Annotated in this window: 15 protein-coding genes; 5 read left to right on the plus strand and 10 right to left on the minus strand. The window is 53.7% G+C overall.

Annotated elements, in window-relative coordinates:
- Positions 1-3: 3 nt before the first annotated feature.
- Both ribD and nrdR read right to left on the minus strand, forming a co-directional pair.
- Positions 4-1,107 carry a bifunctional diaminohydroxyphosphoribosylaminopyrimidine deaminase/5-amino-6-(5-phosphoribosylamino)uracil reductase RibD gene (ribD, locus tag ACO7SM_RS16530; RefSeq protein ID WP_490468427.1) on the minus strand — a complete coding sequence of 368 codons (1,104 nt, stop codon included), beginning with the start codon at positions 1,105-1,107 and terminating at the stop codon, positions 4-6.
- 3 nt (positions 1,108-1,110) lie between these two features.
- A complete protein-coding gene (gene nrdR / locus ACO7SM_RS16535) occupies positions 1,111-1,560 on the minus strand; it encodes a transcriptional regulator NrdR (RefSeq protein WP_162378968.1) in 450 nt (149 codons plus the stop codon).
- Between the two features lie 153 nt (positions 1,561-1,713).
- Between nrdR and ACO7SM_RS16540 the strand changes: the two genes are divergently transcribed.
- Both ACO7SM_RS16540 and tsx read left to right on the plus strand, forming a co-directional pair.
- Complete coding sequence (locus ACO7SM_RS16540) at positions 1,714-2,253, plus strand: SadB/YajI family lipoprotein (protein WP_490468428.1); 540 nt, start codon at positions 1,714-1,716, stop codon at positions 2,251-2,253.
- A 300-nt stretch (positions 2,254-2,553) separates the two neighbouring features.
- On the plus strand, positions 2,554-3,438 hold the full coding sequence (gene tsx / locus ACO7SM_RS16545) for a nucleoside-specific channel-forming protein Tsx (RefSeq protein ID WP_490468429.1): 885 nt from the start codon (positions 2,554-2,556) through the stop codon (positions 3,436-3,438).
- Between the two features lie 70 nt (positions 3,439-3,508).
- Here the strand turns inward: tsx and yajD are convergent, their stop codons facing one another.
- The 3 genes from yajD to ACO7SM_RS16560 form a co-directional block, all read right to left on the minus strand.
- A complete protein-coding gene (yajD, locus tag ACO7SM_RS16550; protein WP_192611356.1) occupies positions 3,509-3,856 on the minus strand; it encodes an HNH nuclease YajD in 348 nt (115 codons plus the stop codon).
- A gap of 85 nt (positions 3,857-3,941) precedes the next feature.
- The gene (locus tag ACO7SM_RS16555; RefSeq protein ID WP_490468430.1) at positions 3,942-4,634 is read right to left on the minus strand and encodes a helix-turn-helix transcriptional regulator; all 693 of its coding nucleotides are present in this window, start codon (positions 4,632-4,634) and stop codon (positions 3,942-3,944) included.
- 24 nt (positions 4,635-4,658) lie between these two features.
- Positions 4,659-5,024 (minus strand): VOC family protein, encoded by a 366-nt coding sequence (locus ACO7SM_RS16560; RefSeq protein ID WP_490468431.1) that lies wholly within the window; start codon positions 5,022-5,024, stop codon positions 4,659-4,661.
- Between the two features lie 281 nt (positions 5,025-5,305).
- Between ACO7SM_RS16560 and ACO7SM_RS16565 the strand changes: the two genes are divergently transcribed.
- The 3 genes from ACO7SM_RS16565 to ACO7SM_RS16575 are packed head-to-tail and all read left to right on the plus strand — an operon-like array spanning position 5,306 to position 8,709.
- Positions 5,306-6,343, plus strand: a complete 1,038-nt coding sequence (locus ACO7SM_RS16565) for an extracellular solute-binding protein (RefSeq protein WP_490468432.1) — start codon at positions 5,306-5,308, stop codon at positions 6,341-6,343.
- Positions 6,327-8,015 carry an ABC transporter permease gene (locus ACO7SM_RS16570; RefSeq protein WP_490468433.1) on the plus strand — a complete coding sequence of 563 codons (1,689 nt, stop codon included), beginning with the start codon at positions 6,327-6,329 and terminating at the stop codon, positions 8,013-8,015. The genes ACO7SM_RS16565 and ACO7SM_RS16570 overlap by 17 nt, the downstream gene beginning before the upstream one ends.
- A gap of 10 nt (positions 8,016-8,025) precedes the next feature.
- Positions 8,026-8,709: an ABC transporter ATP-binding protein gene (locus tag ACO7SM_RS16575; RefSeq protein ID WP_490468434.1), complete on the plus strand. Its 684-nt coding sequence runs from the start codon at positions 8,026-8,028 to the stop codon at positions 8,707-8,709.
- 167 nt (positions 8,710-8,876) lie between these two features.
- Here the strand turns inward: ACO7SM_RS16575 and secF are convergent, their stop codons facing one another.
- Genes secF through queA form a run of 5 tightly spaced genes read right to left on the minus strand, consistent with a single transcriptional unit; the run spans position 8,877 to position 14,340 of the window.
- Entirely contained in the window at positions 8,877-9,848 is a 972-nt protein-coding gene (gene secF / locus ACO7SM_RS16580; protein WP_490468435.1) for a protein translocase subunit SecF, read from the minus strand.
- Positions 9,849-9,858: 10 nt separating this feature from the next.
- Positions 9,859-11,706, minus strand: coding sequence for a protein translocase subunit SecD (gene secD / locus ACO7SM_RS16585; RefSeq protein WP_490468436.1), 1,848 nt, complete (start codon positions 11,704-11,706; stop codon positions 9,859-9,861).
- A 27-nt stretch (positions 11,707-11,733) separates the two neighbouring features.
- Positions 11,734-12,066: a preprotein translocase subunit YajC gene (yajC, locus tag ACO7SM_RS16590; protein ID WP_203358689.1), complete on the minus strand. Its 333-nt coding sequence runs from the start codon at positions 12,064-12,066 to the stop codon at positions 11,734-11,736.
- Between the two features lie 22 nt (positions 12,067-12,088).
- A complete protein-coding gene (tgt, locus tag ACO7SM_RS16595; RefSeq protein ID WP_490468437.1) occupies positions 12,089-13,216 on the minus strand; it encodes a tRNA guanosine(34) transglycosylase Tgt in 1,128 nt (375 codons plus the stop codon).
- A 53-nt stretch (positions 13,217-13,269) separates the two neighbouring features.
- Positions 13,270-14,340 carry a tRNA preQ1(34) S-adenosylmethionine ribosyltransferase-isomerase QueA gene (gene queA / locus ACO7SM_RS16600; protein ID WP_490468438.1) on the minus strand — a complete coding sequence of 357 codons (1,071 nt, stop codon included), beginning with the start codon at positions 14,338-14,340 and terminating at the stop codon, positions 13,270-13,272.
- Positions 14,341-14,380: the final 40 nt, after the last annotated feature.

Consider the following 14,380-nt stretch of genomic DNA (forward strand, 5'->3'; position numbering starts at 1 on the left):
AGATCATGCGCCCACTAAATGCAGGCAAATATCCGGGCCTACATGGCGTATCTCGTTGAATTTAAAATGGGGTGCCTGACTTAATTTCTCAAGCCCCGGCAGTACACATAATCCCCGGGCGTCGCTTCCTAACAGTTTAGGCGCAACATAGACGATAAGCTCATCCACTAATCCGGCCTGTAATAGCGCTCCCGCCAGCGTCGGCCCCGCTTCAACCCAGAGACTGTTAATCTGCTGTTTGCCAAGCTGCATCATCAGCAGGACAAGGTCAAGATGGCCGTTGTGCTCCGGGGTCATGATTGACTTCACCCCTTCCGGCCAGTGGCGATCGTCGCTGTGGGTACGGGCAAACCAGGTTTCACCCGGCTGTTGCACAATACGATGTTCTGGCGTGACACGGTTTTGACTGTCGATAACAATGCGCACCGGCTGGCGCAGATTTTCCTGCGGATAAAGCGCCTGCGTATCCGCGTCCAGTTCATCCCAGCGTACCGTGAGTGCCGGGTCATCGGCCAGAACCGTCGCACTGCTGGTCAGAATGGCATGGCTTTGCGCGCGCAGACGCTGCACGTCACGCCGCGCCTGTGGCGAGGTGATCCACTGGCTTTCGCCGCTGGCCATCGCCGTGCGGCCATCGAGCGAGGCGCCAAGCTTAAGCTGTATATACGGAAATCCCGTACGCATCCGCTTGAGAAAGCCTTTATTCAACGCTTCCACGTCGCTCATCATCAGCCCGTGGCTCACGTCAATGCCTGCCTGTTGCAGACGATAAAGTCCGCGCCCGGCCACCTGTGGGTTGGGATCCTGCATGGCCGCGACCACGCGCGTGACGCCCGCCGCCACTAACGCATCACAGCATGGCGGCGTACGCCCATGATGGCTGCACGGTTCCAGCGTGACATACGCGGTGGCACCTTTGGCTTTCTCGCCCGCCATGCGCAGCGCATGGACTTCAGCATGAGGTTCACCGGCGCGATGATGATAGCCTTCGCCGACAATCTCGCCCTCTTTGACAATCACACAACCGACGTTCGGGTTGGGATGCGTGGTGAACCGCCCGCGCGCAGCCAATTTCAGCGCTCGCGCCATGTAAAACTCATCCAGCATGGCTTAGTCCTGTAGGCGAGCGATCTCTTCGCCGAATTCTTTGATATCTTCAAAACTGCGGTATACGGAGGCAAAACGGATATAGGCAACTTTATCGAGCTTTTTCAGTTGCTCCATCACCAGATTGCCGATCATCTTACTGGGGACTTCACGTTCCCCGGTGGCGCGCAGTTGCGATTTAATATGATTTAACGCCATTTCTACGTCATCGGCGCTGACCGGGCGTTTTTCCAACGCTCTGAGCATACCGCTACGCAGTTTCTCTTCATTGAACGGTTCACGCACATCGTTACTTTTTATCACGCGCGGCATCACAAGCTCCGCGACTTCAAACGTCGTGAAACGTTCATTGCAGACCAGACACTGCCGACGGCGGCGTACTGAAGAGCCCTCGCCGACCAGACGAGAGTCAATAACCTTAGTGTCTACGGCGAAACAGAATGGGCAATGCATACGGCGTCCTGTACCTCAGTGGTTAACGAAATCTATTTTACCCTGAACTGACGTGACAACAAAGGCAGAGCGCTTTTGAGACAAAGGATCTATGCCTTTGCTCACGCAGAGATCTACCATTAGGTTATCCCGACAATGAAGGAAATAATCTACATGGCAAGACGTTACCTAAGAATTCTCCTGGTGGGAAGCCTCTTTAGTCTTAGTGCCTGTGTGCAGCAGAGCGAAGTTCGCCAGATGCATCACAGCGTCAGCACGTTGAATGCAGAAATGACCCAGTTGAACCAGGAAACCATAAAGATTACCCAGCAAAACACGTTGAATGCGAAATCGTCCAGCGGCGTTTACCTGTTACCGGGTTCCAAAACGCCAGCCCGTCTGAACAGCCAGATTGGCACACTGCGCATGTCGCTTATCAATATTGCCCCGAATGCCGACGGTACAAGCCTGACGCTGCGTATTCAGGGCGAGTCCAACGATCCATTACCGGCATTCAGCGGTACGGTGGAATACGGACAACTCCAGGGAACGACTGAAAATTATCAGGAGGTGAATGTACATAATCAATTGATTAACGCCCCTGCCAGTCTTCTGGCGCCCAGCGACATTGATATTCCGTTACAGTTAAAGGGATTGACTGCTGACCAGCCAGGGTTCATTCGCATCCACGACATCCAGCCTGTGACACAATAAACGCCCAAGCGGAGCGCTTTGTTCGCTCCGCAACATTTCCCCGTTCAGTTTTGTTATTCCCCTTACATCGCCCGCACTTTTAGTGAAAATTGGCTACATTCATTAAAGCCAGTACATTCTTATCGCTTAAAGTGCGCAAACGTGAACGCAATCGATTACGTGGATGATAGAACTGTGAAACAAGACAGATTTTTGTGAGCAAGGGTTTTTATAATAGGTTCCGCAGAAACACGAAATATTTAGAAACGCAATTTGCGCCTTTTTCACTCCCGCAAGGGATTTTTAAACAGTGGCATACATATGAAAAAAACATTACTTGCAGCCGGTGCAGTGCTGGCGCTCTCGTCGTCTTTCACCGTTAATGCAGCTGAAAACGACAAACCGGAATATCTTTCAGACTGGTGGCACCAGAGCGTAAACGTGGTCGGTAGCTACCATACGCGTTTCGGACCGCAGATCCGTAACGATACCTATCTTGAATATGAAGCCTTCGCGAAAAAAGACTGGTTTGACTTCTACGGCTACGCGGATGCCCCGGTATTCTTCGGCGGTAATGGTGATGCGAAAGGTATCTGGAACCACGGTTCTCCGCTGTTTATGGAAATCGAACCGCGTTTCTCTATCGACAAACTGACCAATACCGATCTGAGCTTTGGTCCGTTTAAAGAGTGGTACTTCGCGAACAACTACATCTACGACATGGGTCGTAACAAAGATGGCCGCCAGAGCACCTGGTACATGGGTCTGGGTACCGACATCGACACCGGTCTGCCGATGAGCCTGTCCATGAACGTCTATGCAAAATACCAGTGGCAGAACTACGGCGCAGCGAACGAAAACGAGTGGGACGGCTACCGTTTCAAAGTGAAATACTTCGTGCCGATTACCGATCTGTGGGGCGGCAACCTGAGCTATATCGGCTTCACTAACTTCGACTGGGGTTCAGATCTGGGCGACGAAGATTTCTCCGATCTTAACGGCAACAAAGCGCGTACCAACAACTCTATCGCTTCCAGCCACATTCTGGCGCTGAACTACGATCACTGGCACTACTCTGTCGTAGCCCGTTACTGGCACAATGGCGGTCAGTGGAGCGATGACGCAGAGCTGAACTTCGGTAAAGGCGACTTTAACGTACGCTCTACCGGTTGGGGTGGATACCTGGTCGTAGGGTATAACTTCTAATCACCCAGGCACGGTAAGCAAAGCGCCACCGGGCATAAAAGCACCGAACGAAAATAGCGTCGGTGCTTTTTTATTTCTTCTTATCCATCATCGCCTTCAAATCAGCGAACGGATTGTACTTCGCTTCCCCGACATCCTTCTGCGCATCTTCCCCGGCAATGACCGTGGAACCATACAGATCGGCCTCAGTATATTTTGAATGCTCGTGATCGTGACAGTAGAGGCAAAGCAGTTCCCAGTTACTGCCATCTTCCGGATTATTGGTGTGGTCGTGATCCATATGATGCACCGTCAACTCACGCAGGTTCGAGTAGACAAACTCGCGTGAGCAACGCCCACAGACCCAGGGGAAGAGTTTCAGCGCTTTTTCACGATAGCCGCTTTCCAGCCGCGCATAATTTTTAGGGATTATCGCCATGATGATGAAGTACCAGGGTTAACTATAAGGTCATGTGCAGTTTCCCGCGAAGCTGACTTTTTAGCAATCCCGGCGCGACGACTATTTACGTCCTTTCTTCACATTGCACTTTGCGCAAGAAATCACGCAATGAGCGATTAGCGTCTTCACGAAAACGCCGGTCAAGCGGGGTAATCTGCAGGCAACGGTCAACGCGAAAACAGCGGTAATCTTCACGCCGCTCACACCAGGCAATCAACAGCCAGTGCTCTGCCCAGAAGAACATCCCGAGCGGCTGCACGTCCCGCCAACTGAGATGTCCGGCTTCATCGCGATAATGCAACGCCAGTACCTGCTGCGCCGAAACCGCCTGGTGAATGAGATCAAAGGCACTGCGGGAATGCGGCTGCGTACCAAAATCAGGCGCAAATAGCCTTGTCTGCTCAGCCCGGCGGCGACTCTCTTCCGGCAATATCGCCAGCACCTTCTCCTGCGCGGACTCCAGTTCCCGCGAAAGAGAATCCCCTCCCCATGTTTTCAGCAAACGAATGGCCACCATCAACGCTTCTGATTCGCGGTGCGTTAACATCAGCGGAGGCAGATCAAAGCCAGCCATTAAGCGATACCCGATCCCCGCTTCGCCTTCCACCGGTACGCCGGATAATGAAAGGTCGCGGATATCGCGATAGATTGTCCGCTCGGAAACCTCAAGCCGTTCGGCCAGCAGCGCCGCCGTTGTCAGCCGCCTGCCACGCAGGATTTGCACAATCTGAAACAAACGGTCGGCGCGTCGGGTCATTTTCACTCTCTGTCTTCGCGATGATTACACGGGTTGATGGAGGCCAACACGGTTGCCTTCACTGTCGGTAAACAGCGCAATAGTGCCAATGTTCTGCCCCAGGTCGAGCGGCCCAAAGACACACTCGCCGCCCGCGGTAGAGATGCGTTGTAGTGTTGCCGCCAGATCTGCCGTATGCAGATAAATAATAGCGCCCTGCGTCGATGGCGTAATCCCATCAAATTTGGCCAGTGCGCCCCCGGTCGCCGGTTCGTCATAGGGGAACACCGCCAGATCGGCGCAATCCATTTTTTCACGGCGTAACGACATCTGCATCACCGGCTCATAGAACGCAATGGCGCGCTCCATATCCGCAACCGGAATTTCAAACCAGTTAATAATGCTTTTCATGGTTCCTCCTGCCTGTTTGGGTGAGTTCAGGAGAAATCATAAAGCAGGGCTACTGACAGCATACTGTCAGTAGTGAAACCATTTTTACATTCCGCCGTACCCCTCAGCGAAGGCGCTGCCCCCCTGCCATATCACATCGTTGATTAAAGTTTTGTAAATGTGAATCAGTTGCATTTTCCTGCAATTGTCAATGCTACTGATTATCATTTATTGTATGCGCGCCTGCAGCACAGGCGCCTGTTCGGATCACGATTAGTTCCAATTACTCCGGGATAAAAACGATGAATGCTTTGCCCAGCATCAGACTGCACCGAATCACTCTTGCATCAGCTCTGGCTCTCTGTTTCAGCGCCCCCGCGCTGGCCGAGGAGACGTTAACCCTCTACACCACGCGTGAACCTGGCCTGATTCAGCCATTACTCGATAGCTGGACACAATCCAGCGGCGTCAAAGTGAGCACGGTTTATATTAAAGACGGCATGTTAGAGCGCGTGAAAGCGGAGGGTAAAAACTCCCCTGCTGACCTGCTGATGACCGTCGATGCCGGTAATCTCATCGATTTAGTCGAAGCGGGCGTCACACAGCCGGTACAGTCAGACGCGCTGAAGGCGGCTATTCCGGCCAATTTACGCGGTGAAGATAATCAGTGGTTTGCGCTGTCTATGCGCGCCCGTGTGCTCTATGCGGATAAATCCCTGCCCATTGATAACTGGCATTACGAACAGCTTTCCAGCCCGGAATACAAAGGCAAAGTGTGTATCCGTTCCGGGCAGCATCCTTATAACACGGCGCTGATTGCCGCCATGATTGCCCACCACGGTGAAGCGAAAACCGAAGAGTGGCTGCGTGGCGTGAAGGCGAACCTGGCGCGTAAAGCCACCGGCGGCGACCGTGATGTCGCCCGCGATATTCTTGGCGGCATTTGTGATATCGGTCTGGCGAACTCCTATTACGTCGGCCACATGAAAAATGCGAAAGAAGGCAGTGATGCCCGCCGTTGGGGTGACGCCATTAAAGTCGTGAAGCCAACCTTTGAGCAAGGCGGCACGCATGTGAATATCAGTGGCGCCGCAGTGGCCCGCTACGCGCCGAATAAAGCAGAGGCCGTAAAACTGATGGAATACCTGGTGTCTGCGCCAGCCCAACAGCTCTACGCCAAAGCAAACTTTGAATATCCGGTGTTGAAAGGCGTCACGCTTGATCCTGTTATCAGCGCGACCATTGGTGAGATTGACGTCGACAAAGTCCCGTTAACCGAAATTGTGAAATACCGTAAACAAGCAAGTCTCCTGGTTGATAAAGTTGGATTCGATCAATAAGTCACTTCATCTGACAACGTTACGCGGCCTGGTTTCCGGGCCGCAGTCGTTATTAACGCCGCTGCATCTTGGCGCGCTGTTTGTTGCGCTGGGCGTACTCACCCCTATCGTGGCGCTTCTCTGGCAGGCAACGCAGGCTGACTTCTCCCACTGGGATAATCTCATCACCTTTGTACTGCCCTCAGTCCTGAAAAATACCGTGCTGCTGCTGGCGGGGGTAGCGGTAATGGTGGGCGTCATTGGCGTTGGCAGCGCATGGGCGGTCACGGCATGGGACTTCCCCGGGCGCAAAATTCTCAGTTGGGCACTGCTGCTGCCGCTGGCAATGCCGACCTATATTGTGGCATTCGCCTGGCTCGATTTAATGCATCCCATCGGCCCGCTGCAAACATTCATCCGTTTTTTATTGGGATTTGACAGCCCGAGACAGTTCCGTCTGCCTGATTTGCGCTCACTACCAGGCGCCATTATTCTGCTCGGTTTAGTGCTGTACCCTTACGTCTACCTGACGACCCGGGCGATGTTTATTAGCCAGCCTGCGCACCTGCTGGAGGCTGCCCGCACGCTGGGCTGCGGCGCTGCCGGTACCTTCTTTCGCGTTGCGCTGCCGCTGGCACGCCCGGCGCTGGCGGTGGGCATCAGTCTGGCGCTGCTGGAAACGCTGAACGACATTGGCGCGTCAGAATTTCTCGGCGTGCAAACCTTAACCGTCACCGTCTATACCACCTGGATTTCTCGCTCTGATTTGGCCTCCGCTGCGCAAATCGCCTGCATGATGCTGATGTTTATTTTCTGCATACTGACGCTGGAATTTTATGGCCGCAGAAAACAAGGCTTTAGCAGCCGCAGCCTGCGGGAAATCCAACCCACACGCGTACACGGCTGGCGCGGCTGGCTTCTCGGCGCGATCATTTCGCTGCCGGTGATTCTCGGCTTCCTGGCGCCGGTTCTGTTTTTGGTCTGGGAAAGCCTGAAACGGTTAGGTGAAGAAAATCCGCTGTCCGCCTCGTTACTTTCGGCGTTGCAAAACACGCTGACGCTGGCGGGGGGAACCACTCTGGTGGTCGTGTGCGTCAGTTTGCTGGTGGCGTGGAGCGCACGCCACAGCGCCGCAGACAACGCAATGCCGGGATTTCGTCGCGGCGTTATGCGCCTCGCCTCCCTGGGCTACGCGGTTCCAGGCACGATTCTGGCGATTGGATTCCTGACACCGGCGATGGCGGTCGACAAATGGCTGGCGGATTTACTGGAAATTCGCGGCTTGCCGTTGATGTCTGCGGGCATATTACTGGTTATCTGCTGTGCCATGCGTTTCCAGGCGATTGCCATCGGCGCACTGGATTCCGGGCTTGGTCGGATCCCCCCTTCCCTTGAGCAAGCCTCGCGTTTGTTAGGGGAAAATGGCGCAGGAACGTTTGCCCGGGTTCACTTCCCGTTATTGCGCCCGGCGTTGGTCAGTAGCGCATTGTTAGTCTTTGCCGATGCGATGAAAGAGTTGCCCACGACGCTGCTTTTACGTCCGGTCAACTTCGAGACGCTGGCAACGTTGCTTTATGCAGAAGCCGCTCGCGGAACCTATGAGGAAGGGGCCATTGCCGCCTTAATGATTGTTCTTGCAGGCACACTGCCGGTTATTTTGCTGGTGCGTCATCAACTGACGCGCCGCCACTAAAGGAACGACAATGTCAGAAATTGCATTACGCCTTGAGGATGTGCATGTTGCCTATGGCAACAGCCAGCAATCGGTGCTGAACGGGTTTTCAATGTCCTTGCGTAAAGGTGAACTGGCCTGTTTGCTGGGCGCTTCCGGCTGCGGAAAAACCACGGTGTTACGTGCCGTTGCCGGATTTGAACGGCTGCGAAGCGGAGAGATTTATGTTTCACAACGACGCGTCGCCGGGCCGGGCATTCATCTGCCGCCAGAGAAACGTCACGTCGGGATGGTTTTTCAGGAATATGCGTTATTCCCCCATCTGACAGCGCAACAAAACGTGGCGTTTGGTTTACGCCGGATGCCGCGTGAGGCGCAACAGGCCAGAGTGACGGAACTGCTGAGAATGGTGGAATTGCACAGCCATGCCGGTCGCTACCCTCATGAGCTCTCCGGCGGCCAACAGCAACGTATTGCATTAGCCCGTGCGCTGGCGCCGCATCCCGACATCCTGTTGCTGGATGAGCCTTTTTCCAGCCTGGATAAAAAAACGCGCGAGCGTCTCGGCAGCGAGGTTCGGGATATTTTGCGCGACGCCGGGCAAACCGCACTGCTGGTGACGCACAGTGAGCATGAAGCGCAGTTAATGGCTGACCATATTGGTTTTGTCCAGATGGGGCAATATCAAAAGAACAGAGACGCACAGTTCAACTGACAGAAACAGAAAATCGCCCTTCCATCCTGATGGCGCAAAAAACGTCATCACGCGCAGGCAGTAACACATCCCCCTGCAACAATGGTTTCACTTCAGTAAATTCAAACGGATAAGCAAAAAAATCCCGGTCATTTGACCGGGATTTCGATGATGGCGTGAACCGCTGCTTAAGGCAGAATTGACGGCTGATCCGCCCCTTCTTTCTCAACTTTCTGCTGCAGCATGTGTTCGCGTTTCATCCCCAGCTTCAGCGCCAGCGCGGAGGCAACGTAGATAGATGAAGCCGTACCGATAGACACACCGATAAGCATGGTCAGCGAGAAGCCTTCCAGTACCGGGCCACCGAACAGGAACAGCATCAGGATAACCATCAAGGTTGTCCCGGAAGTGATCAAGGTACGGTGCAGCGTTTGGGTCAACGACACGTTAAAGATTTCGTACGGCGTACCGCGACGGATCTTACGGAAGTTTTCACGAATACGGTCCGAAACCACGATGCTGTCGTTCAGCGAGTAGCCGATAACCGACATCAGCGACGCCACGATGGTCAAATCAATCTCAATGTGGAAGAGAGAGAGAATGCCCATGGTGATCACCACGTCGTGCGCAAGAGCGATAACCACCCCCGCCGCCAGACGCCACTCGAAGCGGAAACCAACGTAGACCAGGATGGAGATCAGCGCCGCCAACAGCGCCATCGCCCCGCTCTGCGCCAGGTCAGCCCCGACGCTCGGCCCAACAAACTCAATACGCTTGATTGCCGCGCTCTGATCGGTGGACTGGTTAATGACCTCCAGCACTTTGCTGCCCAACACCTGGCTGCCGCTCTCGGTTTTCACCGGAGGCATGCGCACCATGATGTCGTGGCTGCTACCAAAGTTCTGCACCTGTGGTTCGACGAAGCCCGCTTTTTCAAGCGACGCTCGCATCTGATCCATATCCACGGGTTTTTCCAGCGTGATCTCAATAACCGTACCACCGGTGAAATCCAGCCCCCAGTTAAAGCCGCGCACGCCCATAATCACTATGGCCGCGATCAGCAAAACACCAGAGATGCCGAAAGCCCAGTAGTCCCAGCGCATAAAGTCCCAGACTTTACGGCCATGGTTCAATTGTTCAACAGTATATTCCTGTGCCACAACGCACTCCTCAGATTGACAGCTTGTTGATGCGTTTGCCGCCATACAACAGGTTTACGATGGCACGCGTACCGACAATTGCGGTAAACATCGACGTTGCTACACCAATACCGGTGGTGATAGCGAAGCCTTTGATTGCGCCGGTGCCGACTGCATACAGGATCAGGACTTTAATCAGCGTGGTGATGTTCGCATCAAAGATGGAACTGAATGCACCCGCATAACCTTCGTTGATCGCCTGCTGCACCGAACGCCCGTTGCTCAACTCTTCTTTGATACGTTCGTTAATCAGTACGTTGGCGTCGACCGCCACCGCAAGGGTTAGCACGATACCCGCAATACCCGGCATACTCAGCGTGGCCCCTGGCAACAGCGACATGACGCCGACGATCAGTACCAGGTTAGCAATCAGCGCACTGGTCGCGATCAGACCAAATTTCTTGTAGAAGAAGATCATGAACAGAATAGAAACCGCCAGACCTGCCAGACACGCTTCCAGACCCTGTTCGATGTTCTGCATACCCAGCGTTGGGCCGATGGTACGTTCTTCAACAATCTGAATCGGCGCAATCAGCGCACCGGCACGCAGCAGCAGAGAGAGCTGACGCGCTTCGTTCGGGTTGTCGATGCCGGTAATACGGAAGCTGTTGCCCAGGCGAGACTGGATGTTGGCGATGTTGATCACCTCTTCCTGCTTCACCAGTACTGAACGACCGTTAGCATCTTTCTTACCGCTGTCTTTGTACTCCACAAACAGGGTCGCCATCGGTTTACCGATATTGTCCTTGGTGAAGTTAGACATGATGTTGCCACCCGCGCTATCCAGCGAGATGTTAACCTGCGGCTGGTTGTATTCGTCCTGGCTGGAAGTGGAGTCGGTGATATGGTCACCGGTCAGGATCACGCGTTTGTACAGCACAATAGGCTGACCTTCGCGGGTCTGTTTCACTTCGGAATCACCCGGTACACGCCCGGAAGTGGCAGCAGACTGGTCTACGTTGGTGTTGACCAGACGGAACTCCAGGGTCGCGGTGGCGCCCAGAATCTCTTTCGCACGCGCGGTATCCTGAATACCCGGCAGTTCAACGACGATGCGGTCTGCACCCTGACGTTGTACGACTGGCTCAGCAACACCCAGTTGGTTAACACGATTACGCAAGATATTGATGTTCTGCTGCACCGCATATTCGCGGGCTTCGCTCAGGCGAGCATCAGTCATTACCGCACGCAGCGCATTGCTACCCTGGCCTGTGATCACCAGATCGCGATGGCGTGGCGTCAGATAAGCGATCGCCTCATCGCGGGCCTTGTCATCACGGAACGTGATGCTCAGACCGTATTTGTCTTCTTTGCGTACAGTCGTATAAGGAATGCCTTTATCGCGCAGTTCGCTGCGCAGGCTATCGATATTTTGCTCCTGCAGCTTACCCAGTGCGGTGTCCATATCCACTTCCATCAGGAAGTGAACGCCGCCACGCAGGTCAAGACCGAGTTTCATCGGTTCTGCGTGAATAGCAGCCAGCCAACGCGGGGTCGCTGGAGCAAGGTTTAGCGCCACGACATATTTATCACCCAGCACGCCCATCAGCGCTTCACGTGCGCGCAGTTGGGTGTCGGTGGAGTCGAAGCGCGCAAGAATAGCGCCCTCTTCCAGTGCCACAGACTTAGCAGTAATTTTTTCTTCTTGTAACGTTTTCTGGACCTGGATCAGCGTTTGCTCACTGGCGGCGACACCGCGCGCGCCAGTGATTTGAACAGCCGGATCCTCACCATACAGGTTGGGAAGTGCGTAAAGCAGGCCGACGACAATCACGACGACCAGCATAATGTACTTCCACAAAGGATAACGGTTTAACACGGCAGTTCCCTTTGGGAAAACAATAAATTACAGCGCCTTCATGGTGCCTTTCGGCAGAACGGCAGCTACGAAGTCACGTTTGATAACCACTTCAGTGGTGTCGTTCAGCGCGATAACAATGTAGCCAGACTCAGCTACTTTGGTCACACGACCCACCAGGCCACCATTGGTCAGCACTTCATCGCCTTTCGCAATGGAGCTCATCAGATTTTTGTGTTCTTTGGTACGCTTCTGCTGTGGGCGAAGGATCATGAAGTAGAAAATCAGACCAAACACCACCAGCATCAGAATCAGAGACATCGGGCTGCTCTGCGCCGGAGCACCTGTTGCCGCTACCGCATCAGAAATAAAAAAGCTCATTCAAATTCCCTCATTATTAAAATTAATCAACGTTCAAAGGTGGAACAGGTCGACCCTGGCGTTGGTAAAAATCGGTCACGAAGCTCTCTAATTTACCCTCTTCAATAGCCTTACGTAAACCCGCCATCAAACGCTGGTAGTAACGAAGGTTATGAATGGTATTGAGTCGTGCGCCCAATATTTCATTGCAACGGTCAAGATGATGCAAGTAAGCGCGCGAATAATGGCGACAGGTATAGCAATCACACTCGGCATCGAGTGTGCTGGTGTCGCTTTTATGCTTCGCATTACGAATTTTCACCACGCCGTCAGTCACGAACAAGTGACCGTTACGGGCGTTTCGCGTTGGCATCACGCAGTCAAACATATCGATACCACGACGCACGCCTTCAACCAGATCTTCTGGTTTGCCGACGCCCATCAGGTAACGCGGTTTATCCGTCGGGATTTGCGGGCAAACATGCTCCAGAATACGGTGCATATCTTCCTTTGGCTCACCCACAGCCAGACCGCCGACAGCGTAGCCATCAAAGCCGATATCTACCAGACCTCTGACGGAGATATCACGTAAATCTTCGTAAACACTGCCCTGAATGATGCCAAAAAGCGCATTTTTATTGCCAAGGCCGTCAAAACGGTCGCGACTACGCTTCGCCCAACGCAAAGACATCTCCATGGAGCGTTTAGCATAGTCCCAGTCAGCCGGATACGGCGTACATTCGTCGAAAATCATCACGATATCGGAACCGAGATCGTATTGAATCTCCATAGACTTTTCAGGATCGAGGAAAATCGGATCGCCGTTGATCGGGTTGCGGAAGTGTACGCCTTGTTCGGTTATCTTGCGAATATCACCCAGACTGAACACCTGGAAACCGCCGGAATCGGTGAGGATTGGGCCTTTCCACTGCATAAAATCGTGCAGATCGCCGTGCAGTTTCATGATTTCCTGGCCCGGGCGCAGCCACAGGTGGAAAGTGTTGCCGAGGATAATTTGTGCGCCAGTGGCTTCAACTTCTTCCGGCGTCATCCCTTTGACGGTGCCGTAAGTGCCAACAGGCATAAATGCAGGCGTTTCTACCACGCCACGATCAAACACCAGGCGGCCACGGCGAGCCCGTCCGTCGGTAGTATCAAGTTCAAATTTCATTTTTTCTCCAGCGTCAGAAAAACAGTCCGACGTTTTCATACGGTGTCGCGGAGTCAGTCCCCGACACGCTCATTCAAAGCCTGCGGATTGTACGTGATAAACATGGCATCACCGTAACTAAAAAAGCGATATTTTTGTTCTACTGCGGACTTGTATGCATTCATGGTGTGCTGATAACCGGCAAACGCCGACACCAGCATAATCAGTGTCGATTCAGGCAGATGGAAGTTAGTCACCAGCGCATCAATCACTTTGTATTGATAACCTGGATAAATAAAAATCTGCGTATCGCCGAAAAACGGTTCGATGAGGTCGTTGTTGGACGCCTGCGCTGCGCTTTCCAGTGAACGCACGGACGTCGTCCCCACCGCAATCACCCGGTTACCGCGCGCTTTCGCGGCCAGCACCGCATCCACAACGTCTTGCGGCACTTCGGCGTATTCGGAGTGCATGATGTGGTCTTCAATGGTGTCCACACGCACCGGCTGGAACGTCCCGGCACCGACATGCAGCGTGACGAACGCCATCTCAATACCTTTGTCACGCAGTTTGGCGAGCAGAGGGTCGTCAAAATGCAGACCTGCGGTTGGCGCCGCAACCGCGCCGGGCTTTTCACCGTAAACCGTCTGATACAGCTCGCGGTCGGCGTCTTCATCCGGGCGGTCAATGTACGGCGGTAACGGCATATGACCGATGGTATTGAGGATATCCAGAACCGGACGTTCGTCGTTAAATTCGACTTCAAACAGCGCGTCATGACGCGCGGTCATGGTGGCCTTGATGCTCTCATCATCGCCCAGCAGCAATTCAGCGCCTGGCTTCGGCGCTTTAGAAGCGCGAATATGCGCCAGAATACGCTTGTCATCCAGCATACGCTCAACCAGCACTTCAATCTTGCCGCCGCTGGCCTTACGGCCAAACAGACGCGCCGGGATCACGCGGGTATTGTTAAAGACCAGCAGATCGCCAGGGTTGAGCTTATCGAGTAAATCGGTGAAAGTACCGTGCGTCAGCGCGCCCGTCGGCCCGTCTAATGACAGCAAGCGGCAACTACTGCGCTCAGGCATCGGATAGTGGGCAATCAGGGACTCGGGTAATTCAAAGGAAAAATCGGCAACGCGCATGACACTGACTCTGACTAAAATAAGAGGCGGGTAGTCTAGT

The sequence above is a fragment of the Citrobacter sp. LJND-P06 genome (assembly GCF_058188415.1).